11 protein-coding genes are annotated in these 11643 nt (G+C 66.7%); 10 read left to right on the forward strand and 1 reads right to left on the reverse strand.

Annotated features, from left to right (window positions below):
- Positions 1 to 4 precede the first annotated feature (4 nt).
- The 8 genes from QYL93_RS18590 to fabB all read left to right on the forward strand — a co-directional run bounded on the left by QYL93_RS18590 (position 5) and on the right by fabB (position 8215).
- Positions 5 to 895, forward strand: a complete 891-nt coding sequence (locus tag QYL93_RS18590) for an ABC transporter ATP-binding protein (RefSeq protein WP_305745035.1) — start codon at positions 5 to 7, stop codon at positions 893 to 895.
- Entirely contained in the window at positions 892 to 1734 is an 843-nt protein-coding gene (locus tag QYL93_RS18595; RefSeq protein ID WP_305745036.1) for a hypothetical protein, read from the forward strand. The genes QYL93_RS18590 and QYL93_RS18595 overlap by 4 nt, the downstream gene beginning before the upstream one ends.
- Positions 1731 to 2666 carry a hypothetical protein gene (locus QYL93_RS18600; RefSeq protein WP_305745037.1) on the forward strand — a complete coding sequence of 312 codons (936 nt, stop codon included), beginning with the start codon at positions 1731 to 1733 and terminating at the stop codon, positions 2664 to 2666. Before QYL93_RS18595 ends, QYL93_RS18600 begins: the two co-directional genes overlap by 4 nt.
- A gap of 279 nt (positions 2667 to 2945) precedes the next feature.
- Positions 2946 to 3677 (forward strand): GNAT family N-acetyltransferase, encoded by a 732-nt coding sequence (locus QYL93_RS18605; RefSeq protein ID WP_305745038.1) that lies wholly within the window; start codon positions 2946 to 2948, stop codon positions 3675 to 3677.
- A gap of 122 nt (positions 3678 to 3799) precedes the next feature.
- Positions 3800 to 4675 carry an HlyC/CorC family transporter gene (locus QYL93_RS18610; protein ID WP_305745039.1) on the forward strand — a complete coding sequence of 292 codons (876 nt, stop codon included), beginning with the start codon at positions 3800 to 3802 and terminating at the stop codon, positions 4673 to 4675.
- Positions 4675 to 6315, forward strand: a complete 1641-nt coding sequence (gene lnt, locus QYL93_RS18615) for an apolipoprotein N-acyltransferase (protein ID WP_305745040.1) — start codon at positions 4675 to 4677, stop codon at positions 6313 to 6315. Before QYL93_RS18610 ends, lnt begins: the two co-directional genes overlap by 1 nt.
- A 158-nt stretch (positions 6316 to 6473) precedes the next feature.
- Positions 6474 to 7004, forward strand: coding sequence for a 3-hydroxyacyl-[acyl-carrier-protein] dehydratase FabA (gene fabA, locus QYL93_RS18620; protein WP_305745041.1), 531 nt, complete (start codon positions 6474 to 6476; stop codon positions 7002 to 7004).
- Entirely contained in the window at positions 7001 to 8215 is a 1215-nt protein-coding gene (fabB, locus tag QYL93_RS18625; RefSeq protein ID WP_305745042.1) for a beta-ketoacyl-ACP synthase I, read from the forward strand. Before fabA ends, fabB begins: the two co-directional genes overlap by 4 nt.
- Before the next feature lie 52 nt (positions 8216 to 8267).
- On the opposite strand, the gene QYL93_RS18630 is transcribed toward fabB, so the two are convergent.
- Positions 8268 to 9179: a LysR family transcriptional regulator gene (locus QYL93_RS18630; RefSeq protein ID WP_057200015.1), complete on the reverse strand. Its 912-nt coding sequence runs from the start codon at positions 9177 to 9179 to the stop codon at positions 8268 to 8270.
- A gap of 155 nt (positions 9180 to 9334) precedes the next feature.
- Between QYL93_RS18630 and QYL93_RS18635 the strand changes: the two genes are divergently transcribed.
- Complete coding sequence (locus QYL93_RS18635) at positions 9335 to 10405, forward strand: asparaginase (RefSeq protein ID WP_370876999.1); 1071 nt, start codon at positions 9335 to 9337, stop codon at positions 10403 to 10405.
- A 315-nt stretch (positions 10406 to 10720) separates the two neighbouring features.
- Positions 10721 to 11641, forward strand: a complete 921-nt coding sequence (glyQ, locus tag QYL93_RS18640) for a glycine--tRNA ligase subunit alpha (RefSeq protein WP_057200239.1) — start codon at positions 10721 to 10723, stop codon at positions 11639 to 11641.
- Positions 11642 to 11643: the final 2 nt, after the last annotated feature.

An 11643-nucleotide genomic window follows, 5' to 3' on the forward strand; every position in this document is an offset into this window, starting at 1 on the left:
GCCCATGATCGCCATCGACGACCTGCACTTCGGCTACGGCCGCAACGCGCTCTACCAGGGCTTTTTTGCGCAGGTGCGCCAGCCCGGCATCTACGGCATCTTCGGGCGTAACGGCAGTGGCAAGTCCACCTTGCTCAAGCTCCTGTGCGGGCTGCTCACGCCCTGGGGCGGGCAGGTGCAGGTGATGGGCCAGGTGCCCCGCCAGCGAGCGGCGGACTTCCTGGCCAGTGTCTACATCGTTCCCGAGGAATTCCACCTGCCCAACCTGACCACGGGCCAGCTGGCAGACACGCAAGGCGTGTTCTACCCGCGCTTTTCCACAGCATTGTTCGGCGAATACCTGGCCGAGCTGGAGGTGCCCAGCACGAGCCGCTTCGAGGCCATGAGCCTGGGGCAGAAGAAAAAGGCGGCCATCGCCTTCGCGCTGGCCACGGGTACGCCGCTGTTGCTGATGGACGAGCCCACCAACGGCCTGGACATCGTCGGCCGCGGCCAGTTCCGCCGCCTGATGCAGCGCCCCGAGCATGCCGGGCGCGCCGTGCTCATCAGTACCCACCAGGCCCATGACCTCGAAAGCATCCTGAGCCACATCTGGTTCATCGACCAGGGGCAACTGGCCCTGTCGGCGCGCATGGCCGATCTCGCCGGGGTGCTGCGCACCGGCGTGGCCAATGATGGGCTCGATCTGCCGAGGCCGGAGGACCTGCTTTACCAGGAGCGCATAGGCCAGCAGGTTGCCTACGTGGCGCTGCGCGCGGGGGCCGGTTCGCAGGCACCGGCGGACAGTGCCGTGCAACTGGAGCTTCTCTACAAGGCGCTGAGCCTCAACCGCGATGGCATGCTGGCAGCGCTGGCACCGCTGCAGCAACAGACCCTGCCGCTGGAGCATGCATGAGTGACGCCTTCCCGATTTTTGCGACGCCCCGGGCGCCGGAATCGCCCGGCTTCTCCTGGCCGCGCTTCATGCGGCTGGTGCTCGCGCATTGGGCCGAGCAGCGTTCGCAGCATCTGGCGCACCTGCTGGTATGCGGCATGCTCTACATCGTGCTGCTGCTGTTCCTGTTGGGCGTGTCCAGCTTTGGCGCGTTCCGCACCGGCATGCAGTCGGCGCTGTACTTCGGTGGGCTGTACCTCACGGGATTCGTGTTCGCGGGGCGTTATTTCAATGCCATGGCGCAGCGCGAGTCCGCTTTGCTGGCGTTGATGCGGCCCGCCTCGGTGCTGGAGAAATGGCTGCTGTGCCTGGTGGTGGTGGCCATCGCCTACCCGGTGGCCTATAGCCTGCTGTACCTGGTGATCACCTGGCCGGTGCAGCAGATGGCGGTCGCGGTCCTCGCCGCCCTGGAGCCGCAGACGTTCAAGCCCCAGGACTTCGCGCTTTTCCTGCCCCTGGCCCCGCCCTCGGACTGGCGTGAACTGAGCCTGCGGCAGCAACTGGCCTTCCTGGTCGCGCTGTGGGCCGTGCAGGCATTCGCGGTGTCTGGATCGCTGTATTTCTCGCGTGTGGCACTGCTCAAGACCTTGGCCCTGGGGTTCGGCTTGTTCGCGCTCACCTCCCTGCTGGCTTCGCTGGCGGGCATGCGCGGGGAGGTGCTGGTCGCCTGGTGGACCTCGCGCCGCTCGGTGCGCCTGGATGTCTGGGTGCACGCCCTCAACGCCGCGCTCTGGATCGGGCTGCCTATACTGCTGTGGCTGCAGGCCTATGTGCACCTGAAAGAAAAGGAGCTGCTGTGAGTACGGCCCCCCGCAGGCGTGCCCCGCCCCGGCGCGGGCGTTGGCTGTTTCTGGCGACCCTGTTGCTGTTCTGGGCGCTGCTGGCCCTGAGCGGAATGGACCGTTTCAAGAAGCCCGAACCCGTCGCGCTCGCCTACGCCATCCCGGCCGACGCGCTGGCAGGGGTGACCGGGCTGAGACTGGAGGAGGGTGGCGGCAATGCCCCCCGGCTGGCGGTGCGCGTGGCCCTGGACGATGTGCCCGATGTGCGCATCACCCTGCAATCGCGCCACGGTGAGAGCGAAGACCCGGATGCGCCGCACGGTGAACCCGGGCTGACAGCCACCCGCGAGGCGGACACCTTGGTCCTGCGCTGGAAGGCCGCCCCCGCAACGGCGGCCATGGGGCGGCATGGCAAAGCTGCGGCGTGGATGCATGAGATCGTGCTGCCCACCCAGTTCCGGCACCTGGCGCTCGCACGCGCCCATGTTGAAGCACGCACCCCCGTGGAGCGGCTGGAGGTGGCCGGGCAGTCGATCGCCGTGCGCGGCGCCATCGGGCAGTTGGACCTGTGGTCCACCCAGTGCCGGCCCTGCGGTGCCGGAACGGTGCCGGCCTTGGCCGAGGACCTTGCCCAGTGCGCGGAGCGCACGCGCCGGGGTACGGCATCACTGGAGGTGAACGCCGCCCGCATGCGCTCCGTGCGGGTGGATGCCCGCGCGGGGCAACTGGATTTGTCGGAGACCCAGGGCCTGGAGCGCGCCAGCCTGCAATTGGGTGACTCGGTGGCCCTGTCCGTGGACCGGGCGGCCGTGCTGCAGAAGGCGCGCGGTGTTGCTGCGGGTGGTGCCTTGCAGGCGCCGGCCGCCTGCGACGTGTCCGTCGTGGCACCTGTACCGGTGCAACTTCTGCCGGCCAGGACCTCCCAGGCAGAAGTTGCTTCCGGGCCGTGAGCGCACGCCGCTGGCAGCCCATCCCTGCCGTGTCAGGGGTGTTGCTGTTGCATCCAGTGCGTAGCAGGCTTAATGTGGGGCTGAAGGGCCTTGAAAAGCGCCGACTCGGCGATTCCGTGCCCGGTGGGTCCGGTGGTTTGCTTTGAAATTGAGAGCAATTGATTGTTGTGCGTCATGGAATGGAGTGCATTTTTGAGGTAATTCGATGCACTTCCCTATTTTGCTGCGATGCAGCAAAAACCACTGGAAATTCCTAGGGAAAACCCTTATATTTACAGCATGACCGCTACCAAAAACTGGCTCAAGGCATCCTGGGACGCAGGCAGGGGAATGCTGCGCCCGGTCACGGGGCGTCCGCATGAGAGCGAGGACAAAATGTCTGCACCGGTGATGGTCCCCATCCGTTCGCTCGGCCCCTCTTACCGCGAGCGCATCACGGCCCACCTGCTGCGCCTGGAACCCGCCGACCGCTACCTGCGCTTTGGCTACGCGGCCAACGACGAGCAGATCCGCCGCTATGCGGACCAGCTCGACTTCAACCGCGACGAGATCTTCGGCATCTACAACCGGCGCCTGGAGCTCATCGCCATGGCGCACCTGGCCTTTTCCGAGCACCCCGAATACAAGCACTGCGCCGAGTTTGGTGTCTCCGTGCTCAAGCAGGCCCGGGGCCGAGGCTTCGGTGCCCGCCTGTTCGAGCGTGCCGTGATGCATGCGCGCAACGAGGGGGTGAACATGGTGTTCATCCATGCGCTTTCCGAAAACACCGCCATGCTCAAGATCGCCCGCAATGCCGGCGCTCAGGTGCGCCGCGACGGCTCGGAGTCCGAGGCCTACCTGCAGATCGCTCCGGCCAGCCTTGACACCCGCATGGCCGAACTGGTTGAGCAGCAGTTCGCCGAGGTGGACTACCAGCTCAAGCGCCAGGCCAAGCAGTTCTGGGACTTCCTGGCCAGCGTGCAGGAAGTGCGCAGCGGCGTGCAGCATGCGCGCCACCAGTCCGCCGAATAGGCCGGACAGCGTGGGCAGGCGGTCCTGCACCTGCCGATTGGCCTCAGGACGACAGGCGATGTCACAACAATCCGCTATCCTAGGGGCCTGTTCCACTACCGCACGTCCTGCACTCCAAGACAGTGTCTGACCCGCACCCCGGGCGATTGCCCGAAAAGGAAGACAAGCGCACCTTCCTGCAAAAAGTCGCCGAGTTCATCCACCCCGGACCGGACTCGACCGAAGAGCTGATCGAAACGCTGGCCGAGGCCGAAGACAACGACGTCATTGGCGCCGAGTCGCGCGTGATGCTTGAGCGTGTGATCCGCATGGCCGACATGACGGCAGGCGACGTGATGGTGGCCGCGCCCCGCATGGACCTCGTCAACATCGACGCGCCGTTCGACGAGCTCCTGTACCTGGTCATCAACACGGCGCATTCGCGCTTTCCGGTGTACCACGGCGAGCGCGAGAACATCATCGGCATCCTGATGGCCAAGGACCTGCTCAAGCTGCAGCGGGCGCCCGAGCTGAACATCCGCGCGCTGCTGCGCCCGGCCGTGTTCGTGCCCGAGAGCAAGGGCCTCAACGACCTGCTGCGCGAGTTTCGCGGCAACCGCAACCACCTGGCCATCGTGATCGACGAGTTCGGCCGCGTGGCAGGGCTCGTCACCATCGAAGACGTGCTTGAGCAGATCGTGGGCGAGATCGAGGACGAGTTCGACATCCCCGAGGATGCGGGCGACATCTTCGCCCTGGCCGACCGCACCTACCGCGTGAGCGGCGACACGCCCATCGAACGCGTGGCCGAGTCCTTCGAGGTCACGCTGCAGGGCAGCGATGCCGAGGAACAATTCGACACCATTGGCGGCCTCATTGCCCACGAAATGGGCCATGTGCCCAAGCGTGGCGAGCAGGTGGAGCTCGGTGGCCTGCACTTCGTGGTGCTGCATACCAAGGGCGGCGCCGTGCGCTGGTTCAAGGTATCGCGGATCGAAGAGAGCCAGGCTGGCGCTTGATGGGGTTGGCGTACCGAACGCAGGGATCCGGACTTGCCTTGCCCGTGCTGATCGCCGTGCTGGCGGGGCTCGCGCAGGCGGCCTCGCTGGCCTTGCCCTGGAATGGGCAGCCCCAATGGTGGCTGCAGATCGCATCGCTGGCCGTGCTGGGCTGGCAGGTGCGCGCGGGCGTCTCCACCGTGCGCCGTGGCGCGCTGCTGGGTTTTGCCTTCGCCACCGCCTGGCTGTGCGGCACCTTCTGGTGGCTCTATATCTCCATGCACACCTATGGCGGGCTGGCTGTGCCGCTCACGGTGGCTGCCATCCTGGGGCTGGCGGCCTTTCTGGCCAGCTACTATGCGCTCGCGCTCGGCGTCTTCTGCCGGCTGGCCGTGGTGCACCGTGCCGGCGCTGCGCTGCTGTTCGCAGCGCTCTGGACGCTGGCCGAAATGGCGCGCGGCTGGCTGTGGACCGGCTTTCCCTGGGGCGCCGGCGGCTATGCCCACGTGGATGGCCCGCTGGCAGTGCTGGCACGTTACGTCGGCGTCTACGGCCTGTGCTTTGTCACGGCCCTGATCGCCATGCTGCTGGTGCAGGCGCGCGCCAGCGATCTGCGCAGCCTGCGCGCCTGGGCGCTGGTGGCGGGCGGGCTGGCGCTGCTGGGCCTGGCCACGGTGGACCGCCACTGCGCCGTGGAGCTGTGCCACACCCCTGCGGCACGCGCCCCTGCACCGCTGCAACTGGCGCTGCTGCAGGGCAATATCCCGCAAGACGAGAAGTTCCAGCCGGGCTCGGGTGTTCCCATGGCGTTGCAGTGGTACCGCGAGCAACTGGAGGGTGCCACCGCGCCCCTGGTCGTGGCGCCCGAGACGGCCATTCCCTTGCTGCCACAGCAACTGATGCCCGGCTACCTCGAAGGCATCGCGCAGCGCTACGCCAGTGGCTCGCAGGCGGTGCTGCTGGGCATTCCGCTGGGGGATGAGCGCGAGGGCTACACCAACTCGGTGCTGGGCGCACGGGCGGGGCTGGCCGTGCCCTACCGCTACGACAAGCACCACCTGGTGCCGTTCGGCGAGTTCATCCCGCCCTTCTTCAAGTGGTTCACGCAGATGATGAACATCCCCCTGGGGGACTTCAACCGGGGGGACGTGGGCCAGGCGCCATTTGCCTTTGCGGGCCAGCGCATCGCCCCCAACATCTGCTACGAGGATCTGTTTGGCGAGGAGCTGGGCGCGCGCTTTGCCGATCCGGCCGGCGCCCCCACAGTGTTCGTCAATTTCAGCAACATCGGCTGGTTCGGCAACACGGTGGCCATCGACCAGCACCTGCACATCAGCCGCATGCGCGCGCTGGAGTTTGAGCGCCCCATGGTGCGCGCCACCAACACCGGTGCCACGGCCATCATCGACCACCGGGGCGTGGTCACGCACCAGCTGGAGCGCCACACCCGTGGCGTGCTGCTCGGCGCGGTGCACGGCCGGGGGATGGATGCGCAGCAGGGCTGGGCCATCACGCCCTACGCCTTCTGGGTGTCGCGCTGGGGCCTGGTTCCCCTGGCACTGCTGGCGGCCGCCATCGTGCTGGTTGCGGCCCTCGGGGCGGGTAGGCGTGGCCGGGCTGTGCGGTCGAAAAACGGGGTTTTCGGGAGTAGCGGGCCTTGATCCTGGTCAGCTGCGGCAGGGGTGCCCCAGTGCCCTGGCAGGCCAATGCGCGGCACAGGCTCGCCGTGCCTTGATAATAGAGCCCGCAAGCGGGGGCTTGTGTTGGATACAACGATGATTTGAAGCGGTGTGGCCGCTGTTCTGGAGCACGACTGAAAATGGCAGATTCCTTTTCCTACGAACAACTGATCGCCTCGGGCGAGGGCCGGCTGTTCGACGCTGACAGCGGGCGCCTGCCGCTGCCGCCCATGCTGATGTTCGACCGCATCACGCACATCGACAGCGATGGTGGCGAGCACGGGCTGGGAAAGGTCCGCGCCGAGCTGGACGTGCGTCCCGACCTCTGGTTCTTTGCCTGCCACTTCCAGGGTGACCCGGTCATGCCCGGTTGCCTGGGCCTGGACGCCATGTGGCAGCTGATCGGTTTTTACCTGACCTGGCTGCGCCTGCCGGGCAAGGGCCGCGCCCTGGGCGCCGGCGAAGTCAAGTTCACGGGCGAAGTGGGCCCGGACGTGAAGCTGGTCACTTATGAGATCGACATCAAGCGCGTGATCAAGCGCAAACTGGTCATGGCCATCGGTGACGCGCGCCTGTATGCTGACGGCAAGGAAATCTACGTGGCCAGCGACTTGCGCGTGGGCCTGTTCAAGCGCGAGGAAGCCGGCGAAGCCCCAGGGGAGGCAGCATGAAACGCGTGGTCATCACGGGCACGGGCATCGTCTCGTGCATTGGCAATGACAATGCCAGCGTCACCGAGTCGCTGCGCGAGAGCCGTCCGGGCATCCGCGCCATGCCCCAGTTCACCGAACTGGGCATGCGCAGCCAGGTGGCCGGTGTGCCGCAGATCAACCTCGAAGAGCTGATCGACCGCAAGCAGCTGCGCTTCATGGGTGATGCGGCGGCCTATGCCCACATTTCGCTGGCCAACGCTATTGCCGAATCGGGCCTTACGCCCGAGCAGGTCTCTCACCCGCGCACCGGGCTCATCATGGGCTCGGGCGGCGGCTCGCCCGCCAACCAGATCGAGGCTGCGGACATCCTGCGCAGCAAGGGCATCCGCCGCGTGGGGCCTTACCAGGTCACGCGCTGCATGAGCTCCACCGTGTCCGCCTGCCTGTCGACCAATTTCGGCATCAAGGGCATCAACTACTCCATCACCTCGGCCTGCAGCACCTCGGCGCACTGCATCGGCGCAGCCGCCCAGCAGATCGCCTGGGGCATGCAGGACGTGATGTTCGCCGGTGGCGGCGAAGAAGTCAGCTGGGGCATGGGCCTGCTGTTCGACGCCATGGGCGCCATGTCCAGCGCCTACAACGCCACGCCCGAAAAAGCCTCGCGCGCCTATGACGCCCACCGCGACGGCTTCGTGCTGTCGGGCGGCGGCGGTGCCGTGGTGCTCGAAAGCCTGGAACATGCACAGGCACGCGGCGCCACCATCCTGGGCGAAATCGTCGGTTTCGGCGCCACCTCGGACGGCGCCGACATGGTCGCCCCCTCGGGTGACGGCGCCATCGCCTGCATGCGCCAGGCCATCGCCACGGTGGACGGCCCCATCGACTACATCAACACCCACGGCACCTCCACGCCCGTGGGCGACGTGCCCGAGCTGCGTGCCATCCGCGAAGTCTTCGGCGACGCCATTCCCCCGTTCTCGTCCACCAAGTCGCTCACCGGCCACTCGCTGGGCGCCACCGGTGTGCAGGAGGCGATCTACTGCCTTTTGATGCTGCGCCAGGGCTTCATCGCCGGCTCGGCCAACATCGAAAACCTGGAGCCCGCTGCCGAGGGCATGCCCCTGGTGCGCGAGACGCGCGATGCGCCGATCCGCACCGCGCTGTCCAACAGCTTCGGCTTTGGCGGCACCAATGCCAGCCTCGTTTTGCGCCGTTGGGATAACTGATCCGCGTAATCCTCCCGCAACCCGCCATCCTGCACGGGATGAGCGGGTTTTTTCATGCCCTCTGGTTCTGGGATGACAGGGCTTGGTGCAACAAGCCGGGGAGCATGGCCAGCATGCGCGTGGCCTGCAGGCCTGGGGGCAGGGCGCGGGCGTGGTAGCAGTACAGCGACATGGGCGGCAGTTCGTGCAGCTCCACGGCCACCATGGCCTCTGGGTCGAGTTGGGTGGCGGTGAGAAAGTCGACCACCGTCCAGCCCATGCCCCGGCGCACCAGGTCCAGCGCCAGGCGCGAGGTCTGCACCTGCAGCCCCGGGCCGGCGGGCGTGCCCAGGCGCTGGGCGATCTCGTCGATGGACTGGCGCATGGGGTCGTCCCCCACCAGCCGGATCACAGGCACCTGGGCCAGCCGGGCGGCGGGCGTCACGGCACGCGGCGCACGCGTCCACACCGACTGTGCCACCGCCAGGTACATGCGGCCGCTGACCAGCAGGTCGCTGCGCACCTGCGGATGCGGGTGCTTGTAGAAGCCCAGGCAGAAGTCCACGCTGCGCGTGAGCAGCGCCTGCGTCATCTGGTCCTGGTGGATGGTGCGCACCTCCACACCCACCTGCGGGTAGCGCAGCGCATGCTCCTGCAGCACCAGGGGCAGGAATTCGTGTGTGATGGACGGAATGGCCGCCAGGCGCACGTCCCCGGTGTCGCTGGTGCCCAGGTTGCGCGCCGTGCGGCGCAATGCGTCGAGCTGGCGGTGGATGCCGCTGGACTCGGCTGCCAGCACCTGGGCCTCGGGTGTGGGCGTCAGGCCAGCCGGCGTGCGCACGAACAGGCGGTAGCCCAGCTGCAGCTCGGTGTGCGCCACGGCCTTGCTCACGGCCGAGGGGGTGATGCACAGCAGGCGCGCTGCCGCGCTCATGTTGCCGGTTTGCAGCACGGCCTGGAACACCTCGAGTTGGCGCAGGTTCATGGGTATGAGTGAAATTCACAAGGAAGGGCTGATTATTCCCTGTTGGTGTGCGCAAGTCTCTCATACGATCCGGCACCGCCAACGAGCGGGTGAGGGCGCAGCAGGAAAGTCTGTTGGCAAGCCTCTTCAAAAACTACTGTCTGGAGATTTCCGTCATGCGCATTTCCCACCCCATGCACCGCTGGCTTGCCGGCCTGCTGCTCTCCGCTGCCTCGGCTGTGGCCATGGCCCAGGCCGCCCGCCCCCATGTCGTGGTGCTGGCCACCGGTGGCACCATCGCCGGTGCCGGCGCGTCGGCGGCCAACAGCGCCACCTATGCGGCGGCCAAGGTGCCGGTGGACAAGCTGCTGGCCGGCCTGCCCGAACTGACGGGCGTGGCCCGTGTCACGGGTGAGCAGGTGTTCCAGATCGCCTCGGAAAGTTTCACCAACGCGCACCTGCTCCAACTCGGCAAGCGCGTCTCGGCCCTGGCCAAGCAGGCGGACGTGGACGGCATCGTCGTCACGCACGGAACCGACACGCTCGAAGAAACGGCGTATTTCCTGAACCTGGTGGTGCGTACCGCCAAGCCCATCGTGGTCGTCGGCTCCATGCGCCCCGGCACGGCCCTGTCGGCCGACGGCGCGCTGAACCTGTACGACGCCGTGAGCGTGGCCGCCAGCAAGGATGCTGCCGGCAAGGGCGTGCTGGTCACCATGAACGACGAGATCCAGAGCGGTCGTGACGTGAGCAAGACCATCAACATCAAGACCGAGGCCTTCAAGAGCCAGTGGGGCCCGCTGGGCATGGTGGTGGAAGGCAAGAACTACTGGTTCCGCGCGCCGGTTAAGCGCCACACCACGGCGTCCGAGTTCAACATCGACGAGATCCAGGCCCTGCCCGCAGTGGACATCGTCTACGGCTACGGCAACATGAACAGCACCGGCATCGAGGCCTACGGCAAGGCCGGCGTGAAGGCGCTGATCCATGCAGGCACCGGCAACGGCTCGGTGGCCGCACTGGCCGTGGCCTCGCTGCAGGCGCTGCGCGCCCAGGGCGTGCAGATCGTGCGCTCGGCCCGTGTGCCCGATGGTTTTGTGCTGCGCAATGCCGAGCAGCCCGACGACAAGTACGACTGGGTGGTGGCCCACGACCTGCGCCCACAGAAGGCCCGCATCCTGGCCATGGTGGCCCTGACCAAGACGAATGACAGCAAAGAACTCCAGCGCATCTTCTGGGAATACTGATTTTTGACTTGGCGCACCACGCGTGCGCCGACCGGTCGCCCCAAGGGGCGGCCACCGGTGCGCACCGGCAGACTGCCCGCGCAACTGGTTGGAAAGGCCGGGGCTCCAAAAGGGCCCCGGCCTTTGTACTTGGTGCTTTGTTTTCGCGCTCTGGCGCGGCCTCCCTGGGCCTTGCGAGCGAAGGCCCGCTGCAGCGCCGTAAAATCACGGGTTTTGCGCGCACGCTGCAAAGGCCCCCAAGGGCCTGTCCGCTGCGTGCGCCCGGCTTTTTCATCCCCTTTTGCCCGGCCCTGGTCCGCCAGCGCCGCAGACGCCATGTTGACATTCCAGCAAATCATCCTGAAGCTGCAGTCCTACTGGGACGCGCAGGGCTGCGCCCTTTTGCAGCCCTACGACATGGAAGTGGGCGCTGGCACCTCGCACACCGCCACCTTCCTGCGCGCCATCGGCCCCGAGCCCTGGAAAGCCGCCTACGTGCAGCCCAGCCGCCGCCCCAAGGATGGCCGCTATGGCGAGAACCCCAACCGCCTGCAGCACTACTACCAGTTCCAGGTGGTTCTGAAGCCCGCACCGGCCAACATCCTGGAGCTCTACCTGGGCTCGCTCGAAGCCCTGGGTTTCGATCTCAAGAAGAACGACATCCGCTTCGTCGAAGACGACTGGGAGAACCCCACCCTGGGTGCCTGGGGCCTGGGCTGGGAAGTCTGGCTCAACGGCATGGAAGTGACGCAGTTCACCTACTTCCAGCAGGTGGGCGGCATCGACTGCAAGCCCGCCACAGGCGAGATCACCTATGGCCTGGAGCGCCTGGCCATGTACCTGCAGGGCGTGGACAACGTCTACAACCTGACCTGGACCGAGGGAGCGGACGGCTCGAAATTGAGCTATGGCGACGTCTACAAGCAAAACGAGGTGGAGCAGTCCACCTACAACTTCGAGCACAGCGACGCCGACTTCTTGTTCACCGCCTTCAATGCGCATGAAAAGCAGGCCAAGCACCTCATGGAGCAGCAACTCGCCCTGCCGGCCTACGAGCAAGTGCTCAAGGCGGCGCACAGCTTCAACCTGCTGGATGCGCGCGGGGCGATCAGCGTGACCGAACGCGCTGCCTACATCGGCCGCATCCGCAACCTGGCGCGCGCCGTGGCGCAAAGCTACTACGAGAGCCGCGAGCGCCTGGGCTTTCCCATGGCCCCCCGCGAATGGGTGGAGCAAATGCCCAAGAAAGCCGCCTGAGC

The sequence above is a fragment of the Acidovorax sp. A1169 genome (genome assembly GCF_030704685.1).
Lineage (GTDB): Bacteria > Pseudomonadota > Gammaproteobacteria > Burkholderiales > Burkholderiaceae_C > Acidovorax.

Bases quoted from the DNA above. Each gene is read 5' to 3' on its own strand.
- QYL93_RS18630 (WP_057200015.1), bottom strand. From the start codon at position 9,179: ATGAACCTGCGCCAACTCGAGGTGTTCCAGGCCGTGCTGCAAACCGGC.
- QYL93_RS18590 (WP_305745035.1), top strand. From the start codon at position 5: ATGATCGCCATCGACGACCTGCACTTCGGCTACGGCCGCAACGCGCTC.
- lnt (WP_305745040.1), top strand. From the start codon at position 4,675: ATGGGGTTGGCGTACCGAACGCAGGGATCCGGACTTGCCTTGCCCGTG.
- fabB (WP_305745042.1), top strand. From the start codon at position 7,001: ATGAAACGCGTGGTCATCACGGGCACGGGCATCGTCTCGTGCATTGGC.
- QYL93_RS18635 (WP_370876999.1), top strand. From the start codon at position 9,335: ATGCGCATTTCCCACCCCATGCACCGCTGGCTTGCCGGCCTGCTGCTC.
- glyQ (WP_057200239.1), top strand. From the start codon at position 10,721: ATGTTGACATTCCAGCAAATCATCCTGAAGCTGCAGTCCTACTGGGAC.
- QYL93_RS18605 (WP_305745038.1), top strand. From the start codon at position 2,946: ATGACCGCTACCAAAAACTGGCTCAAGGCATCCTGGGACGCAGGCAGG.
- fabA (WP_305745041.1), top strand. From the start codon at position 6,474: ATGGCAGATTCCTTTTCCTACGAACAACTGATCGCCTCGGGCGAGGGC.
- QYL93_RS18595 (WP_305745036.1), top strand. From the start codon at position 892: ATGAGTGACGCCTTCCCGATTTTTGCGACGCCCCGGGCGCCGGAATCG.